We start from the raw sequence: 26104 nt of genomic DNA on the forward strand, positions 1-26104 counted from the left end.
GAAAGTGTATTGAATAGGGACGGTGAATCAGCGTCCGTCCGTCAGCGGCACGGCCGTCAACGCTTGCAGCTGCTCGAAACTCAAGCCATCGGCCAGTTCGACGACCGTGGCGCCGGCGGGCCCCAGGTCGAGCACGGCCAGGTCGCTGTAGATGCGGCTGACGCAGGCGATGCCCGTCAGCGGATAGGTGCAGGCCTGCACCAGCTTGCTTTCGCCTGTCTTCGTCAGCAATTCCATCATGACCCAGGTTTTTTTCGCGCCGATGGCCAGGTCCATGGCCCCGCCCACGGCGGGGATGGCGTCCGGCGCACCCGTGTGCCAGTTGGCCAGGTCGCCCGTGGCGGACACCTGGAAGGCGCCCAGCACGCAGATGTCCAGGTGGCCGCCGCGCATCATGGCGAAGCTGTCCGCGTGGTGAAAATAGCTGCCGCCGGGCAGCAGGGTGACGGGCTGCTTGCCCGCGTTGATCAGGTCATAGTCTTCTTCGCCGGGTGCGGGCGCCGGGCCCATGCCGATCACGCCGTTTTCGCTGTGCAAGATGATGTCCGCGCCGGCCGGCAAGTGGTTCGCCACCAGGGTCGGCAAGCCGATGCCCAGGTTCACGACGGCGCCCTCATGGATGTCGGCCGCCACGCGGGCCGCCATCTGGTCTCGATTCCATTTATTCATGTTATTTCTTTCTCAAGCTGCAGCTTTGAAGCCGGCCGGGCCGGTGGCCGTGCGCGGCACTTGCACGAGGCGCTGCACGAACAGGCCCGGCGTGATGACGTGCTCGGGGTCGATGCTGCCCAGCTCAAGCACCTCGTGCACGGAGGCAATGCTGACCTTGGCGGCCATGGCCATGATCGGGCCGAAGTTGCGCGCCGTCTTGCGGTAAGTCAGGTTGCCCCAGCGGTCGCCCTGCTCCGCCTTGATCAGCGCGAAGTCGGCGTGGATGGGCGACTCGAACACATACATGCGGCCGTCGATCTCGCGCGTTTCCTTGCCCTTGGCCAGATCCGTGCCATAGCCGGTGGGCGTGAAAAAGCCGCCGATGCCGGCGCCGGCGGCGCGGATGCGCTCGGCCAGACTCCCCTGCGGCACCAGTTCCAGTTCCAGCTTGCCCGCGCGGTACAGGGCGTCGAAGACGTGGGAGTCGGCCTGACGCGGGAACGAGCAGATGATCTTGCGCACCTGCCCGTTTTTCAGCAGGGCGGCCAGGCCCGTGTCGCCATTGCCCGCGTTGTTGTTGACGATGACGAGGTCGCGCGCGCCGTGGGCGATCAGGCCGTCGATCAGCTCGGCCGGCTGGCCCGCGCCGCCGAAGCCGCCAATCATGACGGTGGCGCCATCGTGGATATCGGCCAGCGCATCACGGACGCTGGAACGCAGTTTGTCGATCATTGCTGTCTCCTTCCAATCAAACTCATCAGACATTTGTTCGTATTGCGAACAAATATTCGTATTTAGAACTTATTCGTGAGAATATGCCTGTTCGGGGCGCTTGTCAATTTGCCGTTTTCACCAGCGCCATGGCTATAATTGCCACCTTGATCGATTGGAATTGCCATGACCGACCGCAGCAGCACGCCCCTTTCCGCCGAAGAACTCCCCGATGCCGACGGCGCGCCGCGCCCCGGCGACAGCTATGTGCAATCGTTCGCGCGCGGCCTGGCCGTGCTGCGCAGCTTTGGCGCGCAGGCGCCGCAACAGACCTTGAGCGAAGTGGCGGAACGGGCGCAGCTGACGCGCGCGGGCGCGCGGCGCATCCTGCACACCTTGTTGCATCTCGGTTATGTGGAAGCGGACGGGCGGCTGTTCCGCCTGACGCCCAAGGTGCTGGACCTCGGTTACGCCTACCTGTCGTCCTTGCCCGTGTGGACGCAGGCACAGCCGCTGCTGGAAGAATTGATGCAGACCTTGCGCCAGTCGTGCTCGGCCACCGTGCTCGACGGCGACGACATCGTGTATGTCGTGCGCCTGTCCGCGCACCGCACCATGTCGATCAACCTGGGCATCGGCAGCCGCCTGCCCGCCTATTGCACCTCGATGGGACGGGTGTTGCTGTCGGGCCTGGCGCCCGACGTGCTGCGCGAACGGCTGTCGAAGATGGCGCTGCTGAAAATCACGCCGGCGACCAAGGTCGATATCGACGTCTTGATGGAAGAGATTGCGCAAGTGCGGCGCCAGGGCTGGTGCCTGGTGCAGGAAGAGCTGGAACAGGGCTTGATCGCCCTGGCAGCGCCCGTGTTCGACCGGGCCGGCAAGGTGGTGGCGGCGATCAACGTCAGCGGCCAGACGGCGGGACCGTCCGTGGCGCACCTGCTGGAACACAGCCTGCCGAAACTGCTCGATACGGCAAGCCGGGTCAGCGCCCTGGTGCGGGTGCAGCAGTGATTATTTCTTGAACCTTATTTTTTAAACTTCGCGCACGGGTCCGGACGCGGCTGCGCCGCCATCGTTTGCGTCAGGTCGAAGGTGCCCTGGTAGCCGGCGACGCCCTGTTCCAGGTAGCCGATGCTGCGCACGTTCAGTTGCGGGTCGGCCAGCTTCAGCCAGCGTGGCACGCCGATATCCTTGCGCACATGCGCATTGGCGGCGATCAGCACCACATCGCGCGGCGCCTGGTCACGGATCAGCTTGGCCATCCAGATATCGCGTGCCACCTGGGCGTTGACGACACCTTTGATCATCATGTCGGGCAGCATGTTGCAGCGGGCTGCCTGGACTTCCTTCTCTTGCCCGTCGAGGATATCGGCCGGCACGGGCGCGGCCAGGTAGGTGGCCACCATGGCGGGCGGCATGGCCCACTGGATGCCGTCGCGCACGATGCGCGAGGCATCGGCCGGCGACAGATTGCCGGCGACCAGGGTCAGCTGGTAGCTGATGACGAGGTCCAGCACGGGCCGGTACAAGCTCCAGTCCCAGCGCGGCTGCTCCATCACGCGGATGATGCAATCGGGGTCGGCGCAATCGCGCGCGGCGCGCGTCAGCAAGGCCTGGTTTTCGCGGTCGAACTGTTCCATGACAATCACGGGACGCCAGCCGGCCGCCAGGCGGCGCTGCAATTCGGCGACGCGCAGGCGCTGGCCTTGCGCATTGTCATGGACTTCACCCAGCAGCAACACTTGTGGATTGGGCAAGGCGTCGGCCACGGGGGCGGGAGCGGGCGGCGCTTCCTTCTTCAGCAAGCTGCCGCAGGCGGCCAGCGCCAGCATGCTGCACAGCAGGGCGGTGCGCGCGCCGGCGCGGAAAATCACGGTCTTCATGTCAGCGGGTATCCAGAGTGGCGATGCGCCAGATTGTACCGTCTCAGGCCGGCGCCGGCAGCTTGCGGCGCTCCAGCACTTCAAACACGACCATCCCGGCCAGCATGGCGCCGACAAACAGCCAGGCCTTCGGCTGGGCCGCCAGCAGGGACACGAGGGCGGGGCCGGGACAGAAACCGGCGATACCCCAGCCCGCGCCGAAGGCCAGGCTACCCAGCAGCAGGCGCCGGTCGATGCGCCGCGATGCCGGCAATTGCATGGGCTCGCCCAGCAGCGCCGTGCCGCGCCGCCGCGCCAGCCAGAAGGCGGGCATGGCCACGCCGATGGCGCCGCCCATCACCAGCGCCAGCGACGGATCCCAGGCGCCGGCCAGGTCGAGGAAACCGAGCACCTTGGCCGGGTTGCTCATGCCGGAAACGATCAGGCCCAGGCCAAAGACGAGGCCGCTCAACAGGGAGAACAGGATTTTCATCATAGGTGGCGCAACAGATAGACGGTGAGGAAACCGGCCGCCATGAAGGCACACGTGGCCGCCAGCGAACGGGGAGACAGGCGCGACAGGCCGCACACGCCGTGGCCGCTGGTGCAGCCGGCGCCATAGCGCACGCCCACGCCCACCAGCAGGCCCGCCACGATCAGGGCGGGCGTGCCCGCGTCGATCTGCACGGGCGGCAAGGCTTGCCATAGCGAATACAGCAGGGGAGTGCCGATCAGGCCGGCAAGAAAGGCGATGCGCCAGCCCAGGTCGCCCTGGCGCGGACGCAGCAGGCCGCCCACGATGCCGCTGATGCCGGCGATCCGTCCGTTGAACAGGATCAAGATCGCCGCCGCCAGGCCGATCAGCATGCCGCCAGCCAGCGATGTCCACGGCGTAAAGTGCTGCAAGTCGATGTGCATGGCTGCCTCAGTCCGCTTCGTCGTTGAACGGGGGCCGCGGCGCGCAAAATTGCGCGTACAGCACTTGCAGCACGGCCAGCACGGGCGCGCTGGCGACGCGGTAATAGATCTGCTTGCCGTCGCGCCGCGTGGCCACCAGCATCTCTTCGCGCAGCACGCCCAGCTGCTGCGACAGGGTCGGCTGGCCAATGCCCACTTTTTGCTCCAGGTCGCTGACGCAATGCTCGCCCTGCGATAGCTGGCACAGCAGCATCAAGCGGTCGGCATTGCCCATGGCCTTGAGCAGCGAGCTGGCCTTGTAGGCCGCGCCGCGCATGGCGTCGACGTTGTATTCGGCGTGTTGTGTTGCGACTGTCTCCATCTTGCCCTCCCACAGGCGGTCATATTGATCATCATGCGACAAACAATATACTAATCAATATATTGTTTTCCTGCTGGCGATTCGCACAAAAAAACAACAGTGTTTTTCGGCGATAGCGTACTCATGCAAAGTGTGCGGCAGCGATCATGTTTGCGCTATCAAAATGACAAATATTCGTAATAAACAGGAAATAAACGTATCAAAATTGTCACGATCCATGTTGTAATGGGAGGTCAGCAGAAAAACCATGATACGCCCCCGTACAGGCGAATTGTCCGTCCATGCGCAAGCCGGTTTCGGCTGCGCCGCGCGGTGAACAACAGGGAGAGCAAGATGGGAATCAATCCGCCACTATGCATTGCCTTGCTGGCGCTGTCGGCCAGCACATGGAGCATGGCGGCAGTCAGCGACAGCGCGACCGGCAAGCTGCAGGAAGCCGGCGAACACGTGACGATCGATGAAAGCATCAGCTTGAATAATAACCCCGGCTGGGAAACACCGGACTTGCCGTATGCACGCCTGCTGGCCAGCAGCAACGCGAGCGCGGCACCGCACTGGAGCACCATTGGCGCGCGTCATGCGGCCCTGGCGCCGCCCAAGTCCGTGACGGCCGCGCCCGCACAGCAAGCCAACGTGCCGGCCCCCGTGCCTGAAGCAAGCATGTACTCGATGTTGCTGGTGGGAATAGGCCTGGTGGCCTTGAGCCTGCACGGCGAAAAACAGGAAAAATTCGATAATTGACGGAGCCGGCTCTGGCACTGGTACGGCATTGCTGAAAAACATTCCGCCTGGTGCGGAATGTTTTTTTGTGTCGCCATCATTTGTCCAGCAGGCGGCAGACCCGTTCGATATTGCCCACCGGAATGCCTGATTTCAGGGCGCGCGCGATGCAGGCCGCCTTGTCCGTGCCCGAGGCGGAAATGAGCACGAAGGCCGTGCCCAGGGCGCTGACGGCGACCAGCAGGATCAGCACGCCCTTGACGATATCCCAGTTCATGGCGTCACCATGGAAGACATCAATGCTCCTTGGCAAAGGAAGATGTGGCTGGCGCATCGGGCCCGTTCAGCAGCACATGCAATTTTTGCATGGTGGCCCAGTTGCGCGAGGTGACGCCATCGCCCAGCAGCACGCCCAGCGCCGCCACCACCTTGCTGGCCAGCACGCCATCGGGACACCAGGCATATGCGGCCCAGCGGCCCAGCGCCAGCGCTTCCGGCTGCCACGGCTGCCGCAGCAAGGGCGCCAGTCGCTGCATGTCGGCCGGATTGTTCAGCACCAAGGTCAGCAGACGGGCCGCATCGGCCGCCGGTGCCAGGGGGTTTTGTTCGATCAGTTCGGCAAACTGGCTGGCCGACAGCACCGTCACCCTGGCCGCCACGCCCAGTTTCAGCACCAGCGCCTCCTCGATGCGGGCAGCGGCGTCGGCCGGCGCCACCTTGCCCCCGTCATACACGACATTGCCACTGTTGAGTACAGTACGCACCTGCGTAAAACCCAGGTCGCCCAGCAGCTTGCGCAAGTCGGCCATGGCCACGCGCTTGGCGCGGCCCACATTGATCCCGCGCAAAAGCGCCACTTGCTGACTATTTTCTGGCTGTGCCATGTCTCTTCTCCTTGCCTAGGCCGGGCTGCTGGTGCTTTCCGGCAATGGCGTCACCGTGGGCAGGCGCAGCAGGAACGTCGCGCCCTGGCCCAGGATGCTGCTGACCGTGATGGTGCCGCCAAACTGCTTGGCAATCAAGTTGAACACGATATTCAAGCCCAGTCCGGTGCCGCCCTGCCCCCGCCGCGTGGTGACAAACGGGTCGAACACGCGGTCGAGCATGTCGGGCGCGATGCCGCGGCCGTTGTCGCGCACCTGCATGGCGATGGAGTCGCCGTCGCGACGCACGCCGATATGGATGTTACCGGCCGTGTCCGCATCGAAGGCGTGCTCAACACAGTTCAACACGAGGTTGGTCAGCACCTGCGCCAGCGCGCCCGGATAGCTGTCGAGCATGATGTCAGGCGGACAATCGATATCGATGCGGATATGCGTCTTTTTCAGGGTCGGCTGCAGGCTCGAGATCACTTCACCGATATAGTCGCGCAATTCGAACAAACGGCGCGCCTCGCTGACCTGGTCGACGGCGATCTGCTTGAAGCTGTGGATCAGGTGCGCGGCGCGATAGGCATTGTTCATGATCAGCCGCGCGCTCTCGCCGGCCGTTTCCAGGTAGCGCACGATATCGGTCTTCTTGACGCTGCCGCCGGCCACCGCCGCGCTGATGTGATCGGTGGCTTCCTTCAGCACCGAGGCGCTGGTCAGCGCGATGCCCACCGGGGTGTTGATTTCATGCGCCACGCCCGCCACCAGGCTGCCCAGCGAGGCCAGGCGTTCCGACTGCAGCAACGATTCCTGCGCGCGGCGCAGCTCATCCATGGCTTGCGCCGTCTCCTGCTGCGAGCGGCGCGCCATGTCTTCCGCCTCGCGGCTGTCCTCGATGATGGACTTGAGCTTGCGCTGCACGGCATTGAAGCCGCGGATCACGTCGCCCAGCTCGTCGCGCCGGTTCTCCGGCAGCTCTTCGACGTCGTCGCTGCCCCGCGTGGCCAGGTCGATCAAGCCGTCGCGCAACTGTTTCAGGGGATCAAAGACGATGCGCAGGCTCAGCGCCAGGGCGCCCACCAAAATGATGTCAAGCAGCAAAACTTCCAGCACCTTGCGCCGCACTTCGCTGCGCAATGCCGCATCGATCTGGGCGCGGCTGAAATTGACGATGACCTTGCCGACGATCACCGGCTTGCCGCCACTGGCGGCCGCCACGGCGTCGCGGAAGACCAGCGGCGCCTCGACGGGCGTGCCGCCCATGGCGACGTCGGAGGTCAAAGGCACGAGGGTGCCGGCCGCGTCGCGCACTTCGCCCGCGAACAGGCCGACCGAGGCGTCGTAGACGCGAATGCCGACCAGTTCCGGCGGCAGCATTTCGGCCGCGACGATGCTGTCGACCTTGGACTTATCGAGATCCCACAGGGCGGAAGGCAAGCTGGTCTGCAAGCGCGTAAGCACGCCGCTGCGCAGGCGCGCGCTGCCCGATTCGAGTTCCTGGCTCAGTGTATATTGGGTATAAGAACCCGAAATGCCCAGCACCACGGTGACGATCACGACAAAAAGCAGGGTCAGCCGGACTTTGATACTCACCATCAATCGATACTCCCCGGGCCAGGCCGGCCGCCAGCCCGCGGCGCGGGCGCACAGACGTCAGCGGACAACAGCCTGAATCAAATGTACGGTATGACATGCTTATTGGCAAGATTTACAGCAATGGCGTTTTCCACAACGGCCTTGATACAGGTTGAGACATTGCGTCATGGCAATGGTAATATCCCGCAATCATCTAAGGAGTCGTCATGACGGTCATGCATCAACATCTCCCCCTGGAACAAGTTCGTCCCGGCATGGTCTTGTCGGATGTCTTGCTCGATGCGCATGGACAAGTGCTGTTGCCGCAAGGCGCGGTATTGACGGAAAACATGCTGGCTCTGATGCCGCGCCACAACATCGACATGCTGCCGATCCAGGCGCCGCCACCGTCGCCGGAAGAAATCGCCGCGCAACGGGCGGCCGATAGCGAACGGCTGGCTTACCTGTTCCGCAAGCACGACCCGGACGATCCCCTGGACGCGGCCACCACCTTGCTGCGCAACTATGTCGCGGCTTACCGCCTGGGTACGGGAGAGGTCGCATGAGCACCCTGCTGACGCTCGACGATATCGTCGCCCACCTCGATGACCTGCCGTCGCTGCCCGCCGTCGTCATGGAACTGTTGAATAGCATCGATCAGGACGACGTCGATATTTCCGTGCTGGCCAAAAAAGTGTCGTACGACCAGGCGCTGACGGCGAAAACCCTGCGCCTGGCCAACTCGTCGCAATATGGCTTGCAAGTGAAAGCCACCACCATCCAGCAGGCGATCACCTACCTGGGCTTCCAGACCACGCGCAGCCTGATCACGTCGGCCGCCATCACGGGCTGCTTCCCGGAAGGACGCTGCCCCGGCTTTGACGACAAGGCCTTCTGGCGCCATTCGGTGGCGACGGCCGCCTGCGCCAAGGTGCTGGCGCGGCAGATCCGCTTCAACCAGGATTACGCGTTCACGGCCGGCTTGCTGCATAACATCGGCCGCCTGGTGCTGGTCAGCAGCTTTCCCGCCCAGTACGCGCAGGCGATCGCCTACCAGGCGGCGCACGATTGCAGCCTGCTCGAAGCGGAGCAAACCGTGCTGGGCGTGGACCACGTGCAGGCGGGCGTGGCGCTGGCCGAACACTGGAATTTTTCCGACACCATGCGCCTGGCGCTGGCCAATTACCTGCAGCCGGAAACGCCGGGGGCAGGCTTCCTCGCGTCGCTGATCCACGTGGCCAATGCCGTCGTTTGCGCGCTCGACCTGGCGCAGGCGGGCGACGACATGGTGCCGCGCGTCTCGCCGTTGGCCTGGGACGCGCTGGGCCTGAGCGAAGACACGTATCTGCAGCTGTTCCGCGAAACGGAACTGCGCTACGACGAAATCACTTCGGCACTGCTGAGCTAAGCATTGCCGCAAACGCAAACGGCTCTCGCCGCGAAGCGAAAGCCGTCAAGGGTACTGCGGTGTGTCCATGCCGCCAGCAGCTAGGCAAGCGGCACAGTCAGCGTCCAACCGCCACATCAGTGCGCGTAATTCGATTCTTGCGCATCGCCGCGGTCTTCCGCTTTTGGACGGCCCTGGGCGTCGGACAGACGATACTTGGTGCGGCGGTCGCCCATCAAGTCGCGCAAGTCGCGGATGCTCATGCCCGTCACTTCGTGCATGCGGATCAGCAGCGAAGCGCCGACCGGCAAGCGGTGGTGGCGAATCTTGCTGATGACGGGTGGCGCCACTTCGAGCAGACGCGACAGGGCTGCGTCGTTTTTCAGCTGCATCTTGCTCAGCAGAATGTCCAGCAGGTGATTCGGGTTGTAACTCTCTTGCGATGCTAATGCATGATGTGCCATGATTTTTCCTCGTCTGGTGAATGTAGAAAATAATGCCGATACGAACTTAAGGCTGGCTTAGAGTGTTCAAATAAACGTCTGTCCATCGGATTCAGCCCTCCCTCCTTATCGCACTGCCTGTACAGGACTCGCACAGCCACGCCCAGCCAACGTACGCAACCTGCCGCGTGAGTAAACGCACGTGCAACCCACTGAAATGAATTGCATATAAGGCAATATACTAGCCCAAACACGCGGCATCTGCGCCTCGCGCAAACTTCCTGATTGTTAAATATCAATCAAGCTGCTGGTTGGCTTGGCAACGATGCTATTTCAACACATTAGGACGCCAGCGGGCGCGCACAAGGCTTTGCAGCAACTTGTTACAAATCAATGGTGTCGCAGGGCAATAAATGCTTTTGAGCATCGCGACACATGACGGCATAGTCACGCGGCAACCTTGTCGGCAAGGTAAGCACAACATGGCCCGCCCCGGCGATTTACGCTAAACTATGGCCTGAACTGGCAGCGAGCCTGCCAGCGGGAAGCCCGAGGCGCCCGGTCGGTCCTCCACCGCCTCCCATCCGAGCGGCGCATAGCGCGAGCCCCCTGCCCGGCTTATTTTCCGCCACACTTATTTGCTGCCACATTTACCGATAAGCATCCGACTCCATGCAGAAAAAAGTATTCATTAAAACCTTCGGCTGCCAGATGAACGAGTACGACTCGGACAAGATGGCCGACGTGCTGGGCGCTTCCGATGGCCTGGTGCGCACCGACACGCCGGAAGATGCCGATGTGATCCTGCTCAACACCTGCTCCGTGCGCGAAAAGGCGCAGGAAAAAGTGTTTTCCGACCTGGGCCGTCTGCGCGAGCTGAAACTGGCCAAGCCGCACCTGTTGATCGGCGTGGGCGGCTGCGTGGCGTCGCAGGAAGGCGACGCCATCGTCAAGCGCGCGCCGTATGTCGACATGGTCTTCGGCCCGCAAACCCTGCACCGCCTGCCGCAGATGATCGAACTGCGCCGCGCCAGCGGCGATGCGCAAGTGGACATCAGCTTCCCGGAAATCGAAAAGTTCGACCACATGCCGCCGGCCAAGGTGGACGGCGCCTCGGCGTTTGTTTCCATCATGGAAGGCTGCAGCAAATATTGCAGCTACTGCGTCGTGCCCTACACGCGGGGCGAGGAAGTCTCGCGCCGCTTCGAGGACGTGCTGACGGAAGTGGCGGGCCTGGCCGCCCAGGGCGTCAAGGAAATCACCCTGCTGGGCCAGAACGTGAACGCCTACCGGGGCGCCATGGAAGGCGGCGACATCGCCGACTTCGCCCTACTGCTCGAATACGTGGCCGACATTCCCGGTATCGCGCGCATGCGCTTCGTCACCAGCCACCCGAAGGAATTCACGCAGCGCCTGATCGATGCCTACGCGAAGATCCCGCAACTGGTCGACCATTTGTATCTGCCGGCGCAGCACGGTTCCGACAAGATCCTCGGCGCCATGAAGCGCGGCTACACGGGCCTCGAATACAAGTCCATCATCCGCCGCATCCGCGCCGTGCGCCCGAACATGGCGATTTCCTCCGACTTCATCGTGGGATTTCCTGGCGAGACGCAGGCCGATTTCGACGCGATGATGAAACTGATCGCCGACGTCGGCTTCGACAACAGCTACAGCTTCATCTTCAGCAAGCGCCCCGGCACGCCGGCCGCCAACCTGGAAGACGAGACGCCGCATGAGGTCAAGCTGGCGCGGCTGCAGCAACTGCAGGCGGCCATCGACGCCAACACGCGCAAATACAGCCTGGCCATGGTGGGCACGGTGCAAACCATCCTCGTCGAAGGCCGCTCGAAGAAGGACACCAATGACAGCGAACTGCAAGGCCGCACGGAAAACAACCGCGTGGTCAATTTCGACGCCGGCGCGGATGCGCTGCAGCTGGTCGGCCAGCTGGTCGACGTGCGCATCACCGAAAGCCATTCCTACACCCTGCGCGGCGAACTCGTCGCCAGCGCACCCGCATTGAAAAGAGCCAGTTGAAAACCAAAGCCCCGATACAGCCGCATTACTTCATTCCCGAGCCGCTGGACAACACGCGCCTGGCGCACCTGTGCGGCCCGCTCGATGAAAACCTGCGCCAGATTTCCGCCGCCCTCGACGTGACGATCTTCCGCCGCGGCGAGAAATTCATCGTCGGCGGCAGCAATGCCGAGCGCGCCGTGGAAATCCTCGAACAGTTCTACGCCATCGCCAACAAGGTCGTGCCGCTGGAAGAAGTGCAGCTGGCCCTGGTGGAACAGCGCGCGGGCCTGTCCGCCGCCTCGGAACACCACGCCAACGCGCCCGTCAGCACTTTCGTCGAACCGGACATCGCCAGCCCCGTGCTGAAAACACGGCGCGCCGACCTGCGCGGGCGCACCCCGCACCAGATCGCCTACCTGCGCGACATCCTCGAACACGACATCAGCTTCGGCGTCGGTCCGGCCGGCACGGGTAAAACCTACCTGGCCGTCGCCTGCGCCGTCGACGCGCTCGAACGCGACGCCGTCAAGCGCATCATCCTGACGCGCCCGGCCGTCGAAGCGGGCGAACGCCTGGGCTTCCTGCCGGGCGATCTGGCGCAAAAGGTCGACCCGTATCTGCGTCCCCTGTACGATGCGCTGTACGATTTGCTGGGCTTTGACCGCACGCAAAAACTGTTTGAAAAACAGGTGATCGAGATCGCCCCGCTGGCCTACATGCGCGGACGCACCCTGAACCACGCCTTCGTCATTCTCGACGAGGCGCAAAACACCACCGTCGAACAGATGAAGATGTTTTTGACGCGCATCGGCTTCGGCAGCAAGGCCGTGGTGACGGGCGACGTGACGCAAGTCGACCTGCACAAGAGCCAGACGAGCGGCCTGATCGACGCCGTGCACGTATTGAAGGACGTGCGCGGCATCGGCTTCACGCAATTTAACAGCACCGACGTGGTGCGCCATCCGCTCGTCGCGCGCATCGTCGACGCCTATGAAACGGCGCAGGCGGCCAACGCCGACGCCGCCCAGTTACTCCCCTTGTTGAAACCAGCTGCCGCCAAACATGTCCGAAAAAAATAAACTGTCCCTGTCCGTGCAATACCCGGACGCCCGCCTGGCAACCCTGATCACGCGCCCGAAAGTGCGCCGCTGGGTCAAGGCGGCCCTGTTCGCCCCCGCCGAATTCACCATCCGTTTCGTCGATGCCGAGGAAGGCCGCAGCCTGAACCGCGATTACCGCGAAAAGGACTACGCCACCAACGTGCTGACGTTCGCCTACAACGAAGGCGAAGAATTGAATGACGACGAGCCGACGCGGGCCGACATCATCCTGTGCACCGACGTGCTGGAAAAGGAGGCGCAAGAGCAAAAGAAGAGCGTGGAAGAGCACACGGCCCATCTGATCGTGCACGGCGTGCTGCATGCGCAGGGCTACGACCACATGGATGACGAGGAAGCGGCCGAAATGGAGGGCCTGGAAACGGCAATCCTCGCAAGACTCGGCATCACCGACCCGTACAAGGAGTAAGACCATGGGAACCTGGGCCACTGACGCCTTCGGCAACGACTACGCCATGGATTGGGCGCAGGATTTGCACGAATATAAAACCCTGGAACTGGTCGAGACAACGCTCGACAACGTCATCGACAGCCAGGAAGCGGAACTCGAGGCGCCGTTCGCCGCCGAGGCCCTGGCCGCGCTGGAAGTGATCGCCCGCCTGCTGGGCAAGCCGGGCGAGGAAGACCCGGCCACGGCGGAAGTGGACAAGTGGGTGGCCGCCTGCAAGAAGAAGGTGACGCCGCCGCTGCTGGACAAGGCACGCCTGGCCTTCGACAAGATCGGCGCGGAAGCGTCGGAACTGCGCCAGCTGTGGCAGGACAGCGAGCATTACGCCGACTGGCAGGCCGACGTGGCGGCCTTGCGCAGCCGCGTGCTGGGCGCGGACGCCGCGTAAAACATCGGGCAACGGCGCACTTCAACGTATTAAATTTGCATCAAAAGCGGGGAAATCCGGTATTCCCCCACTTTTGGTGTATCCTATATCCCTTCGCAACAACGGCTCACGCCTCCTATGCCCGAGCACCCTAGTGGCGTCAGAACTGACGTCAAGCCCCACCGGTCACTGTTTGAACGCCTGACCGCACTCATTTCCCCCGAGCCAGAGAACCGTGCAGAATTGCTCGAAGTTCTACACGATGCGCATGAACGCAAACTGATCGACGCCGACGCCCTGTCGATGATCGAAGGTGTGTTCCAGGTATCGGATCTCTGCGCGCGCGACATCATGATCCCCCGTTCGCAAATGGATGTCATCGACATCAGCAAGCCGATCGAGGAATGGATGCCGGAAGTCCTGTCCACCGCCCACTCGCGCTTCCCCGCGATCGAAGGCGAGCGCGACAAGGTCATCGGCATCCTGCTGGCGAAAGACTTGCTGCGTTATTACGCAGAAGAAACTTTCGACGTGCGTGACATGCTGCGCCCCGCCATCTTCATCCCCGAATCGAAACGCCTGAATGTGCTGCTGCGCGATTTCCGCGCCAACCACAATCACATGGCCATCGTCGTCGATGAATACAGCGGCGTCGCCGGCCTGATCACCATCGAAGACGTGCTGGAACAGATCGTCGGCGATATCGAGGACGAATACGACTTCGACGAAGCCGAGGACAATATCCTCTCGCTCAAGGAAGGCCAGTTCGGCCCCCGCTGGCGCGTCAAGGCGCTGACCGAGATCGAACAGTTCAACGAAGAAGTGGGCAGCCACCTGGTGGACGACGACGTCGACACCATCGGCGGCCTCGTCTCGAAGTACCTGGGCCGCATGGCGCACAAGGGCGACATTTTCGATCTGGGCAATCTGCGCTTCGAGGTGCTGCGCGCCGATGCGCGCCAGGTGCACGTGCTGCTCGTCGAGCGCCTGCCCAACGTGCCGGAACTGGAACTCTGACATGCGCGTGCTGTAGATGCGTTTCAGACGCGCCGACCCCAACGCCCCCGCCAAACCGCCCCGCAGCACGTGGGCGCGCATGCTGACTGCCGCCATCGCCGGCGCCGTCGCGGTGCTGGCGTTCGCCCCTTTCGGCTACTGGCCGCTGCAAATCCTCAGCCTGGGCGTGCTGTTCTACCAGGTGCTGCGCGCAGCGAACGTCAAGGCCGGCGCGCTGATCGGGTGGGCCTACGGCTTCGGCTGGTGCGCGGCCGGCACGCACTGGCTGTACATCTCGATGCACCGCTATGGCGACATGGTCGCACCGATCGCCGCCATCGCCGTGGCCCTGCTGGCCCTCCTGATGGCCATCTACGTGGCCCTGGCCATGGGCGCGGCCGCCTGGCTGCGCCAGCGCTGGGTACTTTCGCTGCCCGCCATGACCCTGCTGGTGCTGCCCGCGACCTGGACCCTGTTCGAATGGACGCGCGGCTGGCTGTTTACGGGTTTCCCGTGGCTGGCCACCGGCTACGCCCACAATGCCAGCCCGCTGGGCGGCTTCGCCCCCATCGTCGGTTCGTACGGCCTGGGCTGGCTGGCGGCGCTGTCGGCCGGCGCCCTGCTGCTGCTAGTCCACCCCCTGCACCGCACGCGCTGGAGCGCGCTGGGCGGCGTCATCGCACTGTACGCCGCCGGCTTCGGCCTGCAGTACGTGAACTGGACGCATCCGGTCGGGCGCCCGATCACGGTGCGCCTGTTGCAGGGCAATGTGCCGCAGCAGCAGAAATTCGACCCTGGCTTCGTGCTCGGCGCCCTGCAGATGTACCAGGGCGCCATCACCAGCGCGCCGGCCGACCTGATCGCCACGCCGGAAACGGCCGTCACCGTGCTGCCGCACCAGCTGCCGCCCGGCTATCTGGATAGCCTGGCGACGTATGCGCAGCAGACGGGCAGCACGATCCTGGTCGGCATGCCCGTGCTCGACGAACAGCAGCGCTTCTACAATGCGGCGCTGGGGATCACGCCCAACGGCGCGCCGGGACCGTACTACCAGTACCGCAAGCACCACCTGGTGCCGTTCGGCGAATTCGTGCCGCCCGGCCTGCACTGGTTTGTCGCCATGATGGCCATCCCGCTGGGCGACATGGGCCGCGGCGCCGAGGTGCAGGCGCCCTTGCCCGTGCGCGACCAGCTGGTGCTGCCGAATATCTGCTACGAAGATCTGTTTGGCGAGGAAATCGCCGGCCAGCTGGCCAGCGCCCACCGCGGCGGCAAGCAATCGGCCTCCGTGCTGCTCAATATCTCGAACCTGGCCTGGTTTGGCGATTCGATCGCCATCCCGCAGCATCTGCAGATTTCGCAGATGCGCAGCCTGGAAACGGGACGCCCCATGCTGCGCTCGACGAACACGGGCGCCACCGCCGTCATCGACGGCAAGGGCGTCGTGCGAAGCCTGCTGCCGCCGGAACAGCAAGCCACGCTGGCGGCCAAGGTGCAGGGCATGGGCGGCATGACGCCATACATTCTCTATGGCAATAAACTGGTGCTGGCCCTGGCCGCGCTGGCCCTGCTGACGGCCTTCCTGCTGTCGCGCGCCGCCCGCCGTGGCCGCGCGGCACAGCAATAAGCGGCCGATATTGCCCGAAGAGTCACAGTGGGCCCCTAAAAACCGCTAAAATTAGCAAAACTCCGGCCCGGACGCGCTTCCAAGCATGCGCCCGGGCTTCAAGCAAACCTTAACAAAGCGCAGCCTCGCGCGCGGCGAACTCATACGATGCTCACATTTCAACAAATTATCCTGACCTTGCAAACCTATTGGGACAAGCAAGGATGCGCCCTGCTCCAGCCTTACGACATGGAAGTCGGCGCCGGTACCTTCCACACCGGTACCTTCCTGCGCGCGATCGGCCCGGAACCTTGGCGCGCCGCGTATGTGCAGCCATCGCGCCGCCCGAAAGATGGCCGCTATGGCGAAAACCCGAACCGCATGCAGCACTACTACCAGTATCAGGTGGTCTTGAAGCCGGCGCCGGAAAACATCCTCGACCTGTATCTGGGTTCGCTGGCCGCGCTGGGCCTGGACTTGAAGCAGAATGACGTGCGCTTCGTCGAAGACGACTGGGAAAGCCCGACCCTGGGCGCCTGGGGCCTGGGCTGGGAAGTCTGGCTGAACGGCATGGAAGTGACCCAATTTACCTACTTCCAGCAAGTCGGCGGCCTCGATTGCAAGCCCGTGCTGGGCGAAATCACCTACGGCATCGAACGCCTGGCCATGTATCTGCAAGGCGTGGAGAACGTGTATGACCTGGTGTGGACGGAGTGGGAAGAAAACGGGATTACCAAGAAGCTGACCTACGGCGACGTCTTCCACCAGAACGAGGTGGAGCAATCGACCTACAACTTCGAGCACGCGAACACGGACCTGCTGTTCGAACAGTTCGGCAACTACGAAGCGGAAGCGAAGCGCCTGATCGAGCTGCAACTGACCCTGCCCGCCTACGAGAAGATCATGAAGGCCTCGCACAGCTTCAACATGCTCGATGCGCGCGGCGCCATCTCGGTGACGGAACGCGCCGCCTACATCGGCCGCGTGCGCACCCTGTCGCGCCTGGTGGCGCAAGCGTATTACGACTCGCGCGAGCGCCTCGGTTTCCCGATGCTGCCCGCCGCAGACCAACCCGCCGCCGCTTGATCGCCTAGCTCATACACCGCCGTACCAGACAAGAACACCATGAACCAAACACTGCTCATCGAACTGCTGACCGAAGAACTGCCGCCGAAAGCGCTGGCCAAACTGGGCGCCGCCTTCACGGCCGGCATCGTCAACGGCCTGAAAGCGCGCGACTTCCTCGAAGCCGACAGCGTCGCCACCAGCTACGCCTCGCCGCGCCGCCTGGCCGTTTCCATCACCAACGTGCGCGAAGTCTCGCCCGACAAATCCATCCGCGAAAAAGTCCTGCCCGTCTCCGTGGCGCTGGACGCGAACGGCAACGGCACGCCGCCGCTGGCCAAGAAACTGGCCGCGCTGGGCTTCCCCGACCTGACGGTGGCCGAGCTGGAACGCGCCGCCGACGGCAAGGCCGAAAGCTTCTTCTACACCTACACGGCGCCCGGCAGCCAGCTCGCCACGGGCGCGCAAGCTGCCCTGGCCGAATCGGCCACCAAGCTGCCGATTCCAAAGCTGATGAGCTATCAGCGCCCGGACGGCAGCACCGTGCAATTCGTGCGCCCGGCCCACAGCCTGATCGCCCTGCACGGCATCAATATCCTGCCATTGACCTTGCTGGGTTTGACGGCCGGCCGCACCACCCTGGGCCACCGCTTCCTCACCGATGGCGAACCGATCACCATCGCGCACGCGGAAAACTATGCGCCGTCCCTGATCCTCAACGCCAGCGTCATCGCCAGCAACGAGGAACGCAAGGAACGCATCCGCGCCCAGCTGCTGGAAAAAGCCGGCGCCGACCAGGTGCTGATGCCCGAAGCGCTGCTCGATGAAGTGACGGCCCTGGTCGAATGGCCGGTCGTGTATGAATGCCACTTCGAGGAAGAATTCCTGGCCGTGCCGCAGGAATGCCTGATCCTCACCATGCAGACGAACCAGAAATACTTCGCCCTGACCGACAGCGACGGCAAGCTGCGCTCGCGCTTCCTGATCGTCTCGAACATCGAGACGGACACGCCCGAGCACATCATCGGCGGCAACGAGCGCGTCGTGCGCCCGCGCCTGTCGGACGCCAAGTTCTTCTTCGAGCAAGACAAGAAGAAGACTCTGGCATCGCGCCTGCCGCTGCTGGCCAACGTCGTCTACCACAACAAGCTGGGCACGCAGGCGGCACGCACAGAAAGAGTAAAAGCATTAGCCGGCGCCATCGCCGCAAAATTGGGTGGCGACGTGGCCCTGGCCGAACGTGGCGCCCTGCTGGCCAAGGCCGATTTGCTGACCGACATGGTGGGCGAATTCCCCGAGCTGCAAGGCATCATGGGCACGTACTACGCGCGCCATGACGGCGAAGCCGAGGAAGTGGCGCTGGCCGCCTCCGAACACTACCAGCCGCGCTTTGCCGGCGACGCCCTGCCGTCGACCGCCACCGGCACCGCCGTGGCCCTGGCCGACAAGCTCGAAACCCTGGTCGGCATCTGGTCCATCGGCCTGGCGCCGACGGGCGACAAGGATCCGTTCGCGCTGCGTCGCCACGCGCTGGGCGTGCTGCGCATGCTGCTGGAAAAGCGCCTGCCTTTGTCGATCCAGGGCTTGCTGGCCGATGCGGCCGCGCAGTTCGCAGCCATTCCCGGCTTCAAGGACCCTGTGGCGGACGTCACCACCTTCATGCTGGACCGCCTGCGCGGCATCCTGCGCGAGCGCGGCTTCTCGCCGAATGAAATCGAAGCCGTCGTGGCGCAAAACCCGGACCGCCTGGACGACATCGTGCAGCGCCTGGAAGCCGTGCAGGCGTTTGCCGCCCTGCCGGAAAGCGCCTCGCTGGCCGCCGCCAACAAGCGCATCACGAACATCCTGAAAAAGAACGAGGAAGCCGTGAGCCTGGTCGCCGCCGGCGGCGTCAACGTGGCGCTGCTGCAGGACGAAGCGGAGAAAAAACTCGCCGCCGCCGTCTCGCGCGTGCAGCCGGAAGTCGACGCGGCCTTCGCCAAGGGCGACTTCACCAGCACCCTGCAAACGCTGGCGCAGCTGCGCGACGACGTCGATGGCTTCTTCAATGACGTGATGGTGATGGCCGAGGATGTCGCCCTGCGCAACAACCGCCTGGCCTTGCTGTCGTCCCTGCACGGCATGATGAACCGCGTGGCCGACATTTCCAAGCTGGCGGCATAATGGGTACGCCGGCGCTGAAACTGATTATTCTCGACCGCGATGGCGTCATTAATCATGACTCGCCGGACTTCATCAAGTCGCCTGCCGAATGGCTGCCGATACCCGGTTCGCTCGAAGCGATCGCCCGCCTGAACCAGGCCGGCTATCGCGTCGTCATCGCCTCGAACCAGTCGGGCATCGCGCGCGAATATTTCGACATGACGGTGTTGAACGCGATCCACCAGAAGATGCACACCCTGGCGCAGCAGGTAGGCGCCGATATCGACGCCATCTTCTTTTGCCCGCACGCGGGCGCGGACAACTGCGACTGCCGCAAGCCCAAGCCCGGCATGTTCCATGAGATTTCGCAGCGCTACAACACCAGCCTGAAAGGCGTGCCCACGGTCGGCGATTCGCTGCGCGACCTGCAGGCAGGCTTCATCAGCGGCTGCGTGCCCTACCTGGTCTTGACGGGCAAGGGCGAAAAAACCAACGAGACGGGTGGCCTGCCGCCTGGCACGCAGGTCTTCCCCGACCTGGCCGCCGTCGTCAGCCACCTGCTCAAGGCGCCCGCGGCACCTGCGCCCACCGTGGCATTGAGTATCTAATCTTCGGAGAACCGCATTGCGTAATATTTCCCTGTTCCTGCGATCCCTGCTGTTCATGATCATCATGATCGTGGCCACCATCGTCTGGGCCTGCGTGTGCTTTTTTGCCGCGCCATTGAGCTACAACAAGCGCTATTGGGTCACCTCGCGCTGGAACGTGTTTATCCTGTGGTGTGCCAAGGTCATTTGCGGCATCCGCTATGAAGTCAAGGGGGCCGAGAATTTCCCCGATGCGCCGGCCATCGTGCTGTCGAAGCACCAGTCGGCCTGGGAAACCATCTTCTTGCTGCCCAGCCTTCCGCGCCCGCTCGTGTATGTGTTCAAGAAGGAGATTTTGTACATCCCGTTTTTCGGCTGGGCCATGGCGCTGCTGCGCATGATCCCCATCGACCGCAAACAGGGCAAGCATGCGTTCAAGAGCGTCGTCGCGCATGGCAAGCGCCGCCTGGCCGATGGCCAATGGATTATCATGTTCCCGGAAGGCACTCGCATTCCCGTGGGCCAGGCAGGCAAGTACAAGAGCGGCGGCACGCGTCTGGCCATCGCCACAGGCGCCGTGGTGGTGCCGATTGCGCATAATTCAGGCGAGTGCTGGCCCAAGCAGTCATTCCTCAAACGCCCGGGACTGATCACCGTCTCGATAGGCAAACCGATTTCGCCGGAAGGGCAAACCCCGGACAGCATGATGCAACAGGTGGAAAATTGGATAGAATCAGAAATGCGCGTCATTTCGCCTCACGCCTACAACGCTTGCTAGACGGCATCAGCGCGGTCATCCAGGAGCCGACCCTGCGCCAGCAGATGAAGACCATCAAGGTCGGCGACCAGCAACTGGATTTGTTCGCGCATGACGTCTCGACCAGCACGCCCCCGGCGGTGCGCCCCACGGCACCGCCAGCGCCGCCCGTGGCGCCACCGTTAGTGGCCCCCGCGCCCCCCATCGTTCGTCCCGCCCCGCCTCCCCTGCCTTCCCCGCCACGCACCGCAGACGGCCCGCCGCTGCGCCAGCTGCAGCTGGGCAGCCACCTCGTCGAATTCGCCCTGCGGCGCTCCACGCGCCGCTCCATCGGCTTCATGATCGACGATAACGGCTTGCGCGTGACCGCGCCCAAGCGCGTCACCCTGGCCGAAATCGACAACGCCATCCGCGCCAAGCAAGGCTGGATCGTCTCGAAACTGCTGGAACGGGGCGAACGCAAGGTACAGCGCCAGCAGCGCCCGCCCGTGGCATGGGTCGACGGCGCCGTGCTGCCGTATCTTGGCGGCGACATCACCTTGCGCCTGCACCAGGCGCCGCGCCACCGCGCCAGCTTCCAGCGCGAGACGAACGAACTGCACGTATGGGTCACGCCCACGGGCAGCGAGCAGCAGTTGAAGGAAAAAGTGAAGGGTTGGTTCCAGCACGAGGCGCGCCAGCTGTTCGAGTCGCGCCTGGACCTGTATGCGGACAAGCTGGGCGTGCGCTACGATTCATTGTCGCTGTCCTCGGCCGGCACACGCTGGGGCAGCTGCACCATTGAGCGCAAGATCCGCCTGAACTGGCGCCTGATCCACTTTTCGCTGCCGCTGATCGACTACGTGGTGGCGCACGAACTGTCGCACCTGCTGGAAATGAACCACAGCCCCCGCTTCTGGGCCACCGTGGAATCGATCTATCCCGATTACGATGGCGCCAAGCAGGCGCTGAGAAAACGCTCGCAGGAGCTTCCCGTCCTGTTCGCGTAAACAACATTGTCGGCAATATTACGGCAACAGGGGCTTGATGGCCGCTATCGTGCGCGGCGTGGCGCCCCGGTGCTGGTTGGCAAACGCCAGCGCCTTTTGTCCCATCGACGATAACCGCGCCCGGTCTTGCAGCAGCGCCGCCGCCTGCATCATCAGCGCGTCGGCATCCGCCACCAGCGCGGCGCCGCCGGCGGCAATCGCCTGCTCGGTGACCAGCGCAAAGTTGAAGGTGTGCGGGCCGATAAGCACGGGCTTGCCCAGCGCCGCCGGCTCGATCAGGTTCTGCCCGCCCAGCGGCAGCAGGCTGCCGCCCACAAAAGCGCAATCGCAGGCCGCGTAATAGGCAAACATCTCGCCCATCGAATCGCCCAGCAGCACCTGCGTGCCTGCGGCAACGGCGTCGTCCTGCGCCAGGCCGGACCTGCGCTGCACGGCCAGGCCGTGCGCGGCGACCAGTTTTTCCACTTCGTCGAAGCGCTGCGGATGGCGCGGCACGATCAGCAGCAGCGCATTTTCCGGCAGGCTGGCGCGGCCCAAGGCTGCAAGAATCAGTTGTTCTTCCCCTTCGCGCGTGCTGGCGCACAGCAGCACGGGTCTTGTTCCTATAGCGCCGCGCAGCCAGGCGCCCGTCGCCAGCGCCGCCTCGGGCACGACGACGTCGAACTTGATGCTGCCCGTGACGACCACGCCCCGCACGCCCAGCTGGCGCACGCGATCGGCGTCGTCCTGCGTCTGCGCCGCCACCAGGGTGATGCCGCGCGCCGCATCGGCAATCAGTTTGCCCAGGCGCTGCGCCTTGCCCAGCGAGCGTTGCGACAGGCGCGCATTGGCCAGCACCACGGGCACTTTGTAGCGATTGCATTGGTGGATCAGATTCGGCCACACTTCCGTCTCCATCAGGATGCAGATGCGCGGCGCGAAATGGCGGATGAATCGGGCCGGCATGGCGCCCGTGTCATACGGCAAATAGCTTTGCACCAGGCGCGCGCCGTGTCTGGCGAACAGGGATTTTCCCGTGGCACGCCCCGTCGGCGTCATGTGCGTGAGAACGATGCGGCACGCCGGCCATGCGGCCAGCAGCGCATCGATCAGCGGCTCGGCCGCGCGCGTCTCGCCGACGGAGACGGCATGCAGCCAGATGGTGTCCGTCGCAGGTGTCGACTGGCGCCCGTAAAAGCCCAGGCGTTCGCCCCAGTGCTGGCGGTAGCCGGGTTCCTGGCGTCCGCGCAGCCACAATCGCGCCAGCACCAGGGGCAAGGCCAGCCACCAGGCAAGGGTATAAAGAAGTCGCATGATAGGTAATGTTGAAGTCAGGCGGGCGGATGGTCGGCCAGCAGGCGCCGTGCCGCGGCCAGCACTTCCGGCACGCCGGGCGGCGCGCCCTTGTCGCCCAGGTTGATGATTTTCGGCGACCAGTTGCCTTCCGTTTTCCACAGCGGCGAATCGGCATAGATTTCCACTGTCGGACGCACGAAGGCGGCGGCGATATGCGTCAAGCCCGTATCGACACCGATCACCAGCGCCGCGTGGTGCGCCAGCAGGGTGGCGTCGCCCATCGACAGCTTCGGCAGCACGCGCGCGTTGGGCAGGCTGGCCGCCAGTTGTTCGGCTTCCGCCTTTTCCTTGGGCGAACCCCAGGGCAGCAGAATCGGCATCGGCGCGAGCGCCTGGCCCAGGGCGATCCAGTTCTGCGGCGCCCATTTCTTGGCGTCGCGCGCCGTGCCATGGAAATACACGCAGTAGGGCGCCTCGCCCATCCAGTCCGGGCGCGCTTCGCTGCCGGATACTTCCGGCAAGCCGAAATCGGCCGGCGTGTCGACCGTGTAGCCGAGTGCCGCGGCGGCAACCAGGCGGCCGCGCGCCACCGCATGCGTGCGCGGGTCGAGCGGGATGCTCTTCGTGTGAAAAATGCGCGAGATGCCTTCGTAGCCGGAGCCTTCGCTGCCATTGGCCAGGCCGACCTTCTGTCCGCCCGGCGCCAGGCGCGCGGCACCCATGATGATGCCCGTCTTGAGCAAGCCCTGGGTATCGAACACATAATCGTAATGCGTCTGGCGCAGGTTGCGGAAGAAGGCGGCGATTTCCGCGCGCGTCTCTTTCTTGCCCAGGCTCTTGCGCCAGCGCCGCAGCGCGAACGGGAAGATGGTACCCACGCGCGGGTTCAGGCGCACCAGGCTGACATAACCCTCCTCGACCACCCAGTCGATGGTCGCGTCCGGATAATGGCGGGCGATGTCCGCCACCATCGGCAGGTTATGCAGCACATCGCCCAGCGAAGACACCCGCACCAGCAGGATTTTCAAGGGCGTCTGTGCGCCCGTTTGGCCGGCCATGCTGTCAGAACGGCAGGACGGCGTCAGGCTTGGCGGCCAGGATCACGCTCTTGAACTGGCCCTGGATGCGCGCCAGGGCTTCCAGCGTTTCCGCTTCGAAGCGCATGACGATCACCGGCGTGGTGTTCGACGAGCGGGCCAGGCCGAAGCCGTCCGCGTATTCCACGCGCAAGCCGTCGATGGTGATGATCTGTTCATTGCCGGGGAAGACGGCGTCGCGACGCAGCATGTCCATCAGCGCGACGTTCTCCCCTTCCTTCAGCTCCAGATGCAGTTCCGGCGTGCTGTCGGACTGCGGCAGGGAATTAAGCAAGGCCGATGGATTCGCTTCGCGCGTGAGGATTTCCAGCAGGCGCGCGGCGGAATACAGGCCGTCGTCGAAACCGTACCAGCGGTCCTTGAAGAAGATATGCCCGCTCATTTCGCCGCCCAGCGGCGCACCCGTCTCGCGCAGCTTGGCTTTCACCAGCGAGTGGCCCGTCTTGTACATCAGCGGCACGCCGCCATGCTTGGTGATCCAGGGCGCCAGGTGGCGCGTGCATTTGACGTCGTACAGGATCTGCGCACCCGGATGGCGGGTCAGCACGTCGGCCGCGAACAGCATCATCTGGCGGTCAGGGTAGATGATCTGGCCATCCTTGGTGACCACGCCGAGGCGATCGCCGTCGCCGTCGAAAGCGATGCCGATTTCCGCGTCCGTCTCGGCCAGGCAGCGGATCAGGTCCTGCAGGTTTTCCGGATGCGCCGGGTCCGGGTGGTGGTTCGGGAAATTGCCATCGACGTCGCAGAACAGTTCGATGACTTCGCAGCCCATGCCGCGGAACAGGTCGCCCGCGAACGCGCCGGCCACGCCATTGCCGCAGTCGACGGCGATCTTGATCGGGCGCGCCAGCTTGACGTCGCCCAGGATGCGCTCCAGGTAGGCGGCGCGGATATCGTGCGTGGCATAGCTTCCCGGGGTGGCGCTGGCGCTAACGTCGTGCGCGACGATGCTGTGGTACAGCGCCTGGATCGCTTCGCCGTGGATCGCTTCGCCGGCCAGCACCATCTTGAAACCGTTGTAGTCGGGTGGATTATGGCTGCCCGTGACCATGATGCCGGAGCGCGTGTCGAGCACATTCGTGCCAAAGTACACCATCGGCGTGGCCACCACGCCCAGGTCGATCACGTCGACGCCTGCCGCTTGCAAGCCCTGCGCCAGCGCCGCCGTCAATTCCGGCCCAGACAGGCGACCATCGCGGCCGATCACGACCCGCTGCTCGCCCTTGGCCAGGGCGGCTTGGCCAAATGCCTGACCGATCTTGTGGGCCACGCCGGCATCGAGGGTTTTAGCGATGATGCCGCGAATATCGTAGGCCTTGAAGATCGTTCTGGACAATGGAAGCATGGTGTGGGCGGTATAAGTAAGGGGATAGTAAGGTGCCTGGCAAGGTGCAGCGCGCGGCTGGCGGCTTGCCACTGCGCCAAGAGTATACCGAATTATACGCGCAGCAGATCGATCGACTTGCCCGATTCCACCCATTGCCTGACCCACAGCGGCTGGCGGCCACGGCCTGTCCATTGCTCGGTCGCATTGTCAGGATGGCGGTAACGCACCGCGACTTTGCCCGCGCGCGGGTGCAAGCCGTCGATTATCAGCTGTTTCAGCGGAATACCCGCCTGCTGCGCGATGGCCATGATCTGTTCGCGCGCCTTGTTCAAGTCTTCACGCTCGCGGCTGTTCAATTCCCGCTTGACATTATCTTCCAGCTTGCGCAATTCCAGCATCGTCATCGTAGACAAATCCATCCCGTACATCCTTTACATTAATTTAAATAATAAAATAGGCGTGAAATATACTACATTGTATAAATATCCGCGCACCGCAGCATAATCCGTCGTCATTTGAATCACGGCCATCGACTTATTTATCTTCTCAATATGAAGATTCAATGAGGAATATGCCGAAAGCGCGCGTGAAAACATAAATAAACAGGGATGGCTGGCGTTCCGGATTGCCCGCGCATGCCGCCTGCGAGGCTGCAATGGCGCGGCTATTCATTCAGAAAACGCGCAGGTGGATTAATATCGATGCACGCCAGCGGGAAATGAAGACCATTCAATCGCCCGGCGGCATAATCGGCAACGATTTTTTTCTCTCCCCTTGGCCGCGCGCGCAATTGCTCACGGACCAG

The 26104-nt window shown here is 63.7% G+C and carries 29 protein-coding genes; 15 read left to right on the forward strand and 14 right to left on the reverse strand.

Translation table 11 applies throughout. The features are described 5' to 3' along the window. Positions 1 to 27: 27 nt before the first annotated feature. Together GCN78_RS18885 and GCN78_RS18890 are read right to left on the reverse strand one after the other, a co-directional pair. Positions 28 to 669, reverse strand: coding sequence for a 3-oxoacid CoA-transferase subunit B (locus tag GCN78_RS18885; RefSeq protein ID WP_152253076.1), 642 nt, complete (start codon positions 667 to 669; stop codon positions 28 to 30). A gap of 12 nt (positions 670 to 681) precedes the next feature. Continuing rightward, entirely contained in the window at positions 682 to 1383 is a 702-nt protein-coding gene (locus GCN78_RS18890) for a 3-oxoacid CoA-transferase subunit A (RefSeq protein WP_152253077.1), read from the reverse strand. A gap of 165 nt (positions 1384 to 1548) precedes the next feature. On the opposite strand from GCN78_RS18890, the gene GCN78_RS18895 reads away from it, so the two are divergent. Next, on the forward strand, positions 1549 to 2376 hold the full coding sequence (locus GCN78_RS18895; RefSeq protein WP_152253078.1) for an IclR family transcriptional regulator domain-containing protein: 828 nt from the start codon (positions 1549 to 1551) through the stop codon (positions 2374 to 2376). 14 nt (positions 2377 to 2390) lie between these two features. Here the strand turns inward: GCN78_RS18895 and GCN78_RS18900 are convergent, their stop codons facing one another. From GCN78_RS18900 to GCN78_RS18915, 4 genes are read right to left on the reverse strand one after another with little or no spacing between them, the layout of a single operon-like run. Continuing rightward, positions 2391 to 3248, reverse strand: coding sequence for a ChaN family lipoprotein (locus GCN78_RS18900; protein ID WP_152253079.1), 858 nt, complete (start codon positions 3246 to 3248; stop codon positions 2391 to 2393). 43 nt (positions 3249 to 3291) lie between these two features. Beyond that, positions 3292 to 3720, reverse strand: a complete 429-nt coding sequence (locus GCN78_RS18905; RefSeq protein WP_193316796.1) for a DUF6691 family protein — start codon at positions 3718 to 3720, stop codon at positions 3292 to 3294. Next, on the reverse strand, positions 3720 to 4145 hold the full coding sequence (locus GCN78_RS18910) for a YeeE/YedE family protein (protein ID WP_152253081.1): 426 nt from the start codon (positions 4143 to 4145) through the stop codon (positions 3720 to 3722). The genes GCN78_RS18905 and GCN78_RS18910 overlap by 1 nt, the downstream gene beginning before the upstream one ends. A 7-nt stretch (positions 4146 to 4152) precedes the next feature. After that, on the reverse strand, positions 4153 to 4506 hold the full coding sequence (locus GCN78_RS18915) for an ArsR/SmtB family transcription factor (RefSeq protein WP_152253082.1): 354 nt from the start codon (positions 4504 to 4506) through the stop codon (positions 4153 to 4155). Between the two features lie 333 nt (positions 4507 to 4839). Here GCN78_RS18915 and GCN78_RS18920 point away from each other — a divergent pair, with 333 nt between their 5' ends. Beyond that, on the forward strand, positions 4840 to 5247 hold the full coding sequence (locus tag GCN78_RS18920) for a PEP-CTERM sorting domain-containing protein (protein ID WP_152253083.1): 408 nt from the start codon (positions 4840 to 4842) through the stop codon (positions 5245 to 5247). Positions 5248 to 5323: 76 nt separating this feature from the next. Here the strand turns inward: GCN78_RS18920 and GCN78_RS18925 are convergent, their stop codons facing one another. The 3 genes from GCN78_RS18925 to GCN78_RS18935 are packed head-to-tail and all read right to left on the reverse strand — an operon-like array spanning position 5324 to position 7691. After that, positions 5324 to 5503: a hypothetical protein gene (locus tag GCN78_RS18925; protein ID WP_099376588.1), complete on the reverse strand. Its 180-nt coding sequence runs from the start codon at positions 5501 to 5503 to the stop codon at positions 5324 to 5326. A 19-nt stretch (positions 5504 to 5522) separates the two neighbouring features. Further along, positions 5523 to 6110, reverse strand: a complete 588-nt coding sequence (locus tag GCN78_RS18930) for a DUF1697 domain-containing protein (protein WP_152253084.1) — start codon at positions 6108 to 6110, stop codon at positions 5523 to 5525. Between the two features lie 15 nt (positions 6111 to 6125). Further along, the gene (locus GCN78_RS18935; protein ID WP_152253085.1) at positions 6126 to 7691 is read right to left on the reverse strand and encodes a sensor histidine kinase; all 1566 of its coding nucleotides are present in this window, start codon (positions 7689 to 7691) and stop codon (positions 6126 to 6128) included. A 215-nt stretch (positions 7692 to 7906) separates the two neighbouring features. Between GCN78_RS18935 and GCN78_RS18940 the strand changes: the two genes are divergently transcribed. Next, positions 7907 to 8236, forward strand: coding sequence for a hypothetical protein (locus tag GCN78_RS18940; protein ID WP_319633142.1), 330 nt, complete (start codon positions 7907 to 7909; stop codon positions 8234 to 8236). Next, positions 8233 to 9078 (forward strand): HDOD domain-containing protein, encoded by an 846-nt coding sequence (locus GCN78_RS18945; RefSeq protein WP_152253086.1) that lies wholly within the window; start codon positions 8233 to 8235, stop codon positions 9076 to 9078. The genes GCN78_RS18940 and GCN78_RS18945 overlap by 4 nt, the downstream gene beginning before the upstream one ends. Before the next feature lie 116 nt (positions 9079 to 9194). Here GCN78_RS18945 and GCN78_RS18950 read toward each other — a convergent pair whose 3' ends face one another. Beyond that, positions 9195 to 9521, reverse strand: coding sequence for a hypothetical protein (locus tag GCN78_RS18950; protein WP_034746769.1), 327 nt, complete (start codon positions 9519 to 9521; stop codon positions 9195 to 9197). Between the two features lie 651 nt (positions 9522 to 10172). Here GCN78_RS18950 and miaB point away from each other — a divergent pair. From miaB to GCN78_RS19005, 11 genes are all read left to right on the forward strand, one after another. Then, on the forward strand, positions 10173 to 11540 hold the full coding sequence (gene miaB / locus GCN78_RS18955; protein WP_152253087.1) for a tRNA (N6-isopentenyl adenosine(37)-C2)-methylthiotransferase MiaB: 1368 nt from the start codon (positions 10173 to 10175) through the stop codon (positions 11538 to 11540). Continuing rightward, entirely contained in the window at positions 11537 to 12601 is a 1065-nt protein-coding gene (locus GCN78_RS18960) for a PhoH family protein (RefSeq protein ID WP_152253088.1), read from the forward strand. Before miaB ends, GCN78_RS18960 begins: the two co-directional genes overlap by 4 nt. Continuing rightward, positions 12585 to 13049 carry an rRNA maturation RNase YbeY gene (gene ybeY, locus GCN78_RS18965; RefSeq protein ID WP_152253089.1) on the forward strand — a complete coding sequence of 155 codons (465 nt, stop codon included), beginning with the start codon at positions 12585 to 12587 and terminating at the stop codon, positions 13047 to 13049. Before GCN78_RS18960 ends, ybeY begins: the two co-directional genes overlap by 17 nt. 4 nt (positions 13050 to 13053) lie before the next feature. Next, the gene (locus tag GCN78_RS18970) at positions 13054 to 13476 is read left to right on the forward strand and encodes a DUF4259 domain-containing protein (RefSeq protein WP_152253090.1); all 423 of its coding nucleotides are present in this window, start codon (positions 13054 to 13056) and stop codon (positions 13474 to 13476) included. A gap of 117 nt (positions 13477 to 13593) precedes the next feature. Continuing rightward, the gene (locus GCN78_RS18975; protein ID WP_034746750.1) at positions 13594 to 14472 is read left to right on the forward strand and encodes an HlyC/CorC family transporter; all 879 of its coding nucleotides are present in this window, start codon (positions 13594 to 13596) and stop codon (positions 14470 to 14472) included. Positions 14473 to 14488: 16 nt separating this feature from the next. After that, positions 14489 to 16078 carry an apolipoprotein N-acyltransferase gene (gene lnt, locus GCN78_RS18980; protein ID WP_226939726.1) on the forward strand — a complete coding sequence of 530 codons (1590 nt, stop codon included), beginning with the start codon at positions 14489 to 14491 and terminating at the stop codon, positions 16076 to 16078. A 147-nt stretch (positions 16079 to 16225) separates the two neighbouring features. Next, a complete protein-coding gene (gene glyQ / locus GCN78_RS18985; RefSeq protein ID WP_099376578.1) occupies positions 16226 to 17143 on the forward strand; it encodes a glycine--tRNA ligase subunit alpha in 918 nt (305 codons plus the stop codon). 39 nt (positions 17144 to 17182) lie between these two features. After that, positions 17183 to 19285 (forward strand): glycine--tRNA ligase subunit beta, encoded by a 2103-nt coding sequence (glyS, locus tag GCN78_RS18990; protein ID WP_152253091.1) that lies wholly within the window; start codon positions 17183 to 17185, stop codon positions 19283 to 19285. Further along, the gene (gene gmhB, locus GCN78_RS18995; protein ID WP_152253092.1) at positions 19285 to 19872 is read left to right on the forward strand and encodes a D-glycero-beta-D-manno-heptose 1,7-bisphosphate 7-phosphatase; all 588 of its coding nucleotides are present in this window, start codon (positions 19285 to 19287) and stop codon (positions 19870 to 19872) included. The genes glyS and gmhB overlap by 1 nt, the downstream gene beginning before the upstream one ends. Positions 19873 to 19927: 55 nt before the next feature. After that, on the forward strand, positions 19928 to 20629 hold the full coding sequence (locus GCN78_RS19000) for a lysophospholipid acyltransferase family protein (protein WP_413465218.1): 702 nt from the start codon (positions 19928 to 19930) through the stop codon (positions 20627 to 20629). 44 nt (positions 20630 to 20673) lie between these two features. Beyond that, positions 20674 to 21597 (forward strand): M48 family metallopeptidase, encoded by a 924-nt coding sequence (locus tag GCN78_RS19005; protein WP_152253200.1) that lies wholly within the window; start codon positions 20674 to 20676, stop codon positions 21595 to 21597. An 18-nt stretch (positions 21598 to 21615) separates the two neighbouring features. Here GCN78_RS19005 and waaA read toward each other — a convergent pair whose 3' ends face one another. From waaA to GCN78_RS19025, 4 genes are all read right to left on the reverse strand, one after another. Next, positions 21616 to 22890, reverse strand: a complete 1275-nt coding sequence (gene waaA, locus GCN78_RS19010; protein ID WP_152253094.1) for a lipid IV(A) 3-deoxy-D-manno-octulosonic acid transferase — start codon at positions 22888 to 22890, stop codon at positions 21616 to 21618. A gap of 17 nt (positions 22891 to 22907) precedes the next feature. Then, entirely contained in the window at positions 22908 to 23930 is a 1023-nt protein-coding gene (gene waaC, locus GCN78_RS19015; RefSeq protein ID WP_152253095.1) for a lipopolysaccharide heptosyltransferase I, read from the reverse strand. 4 nt (positions 23931 to 23934) lie between these two features. Next, a complete protein-coding gene (locus tag GCN78_RS19020; protein ID WP_152253096.1) occupies positions 23935 to 25317 on the reverse strand; it encodes a phosphomannomutase/phosphoglucomutase in 1383 nt (460 codons plus the stop codon). 92 nt (positions 25318 to 25409) lie between these two features. Next, a complete protein-coding gene (locus tag GCN78_RS19025) occupies positions 25410 to 25718 on the reverse strand; it encodes an H-NS histone family protein (protein WP_152253097.1) in 309 nt (102 codons plus the stop codon). Between the last annotated feature and the right edge of the window lie 386 nt (positions 25719 to 26104).

It is taken from the genome of Janthinobacterium rivuli (assembly GCF_009208735.1).
Classification (GTDB): domain Bacteria; phylum Pseudomonadota; class Gammaproteobacteria; order Burkholderiales; family Burkholderiaceae_D; genus Janthinobacterium.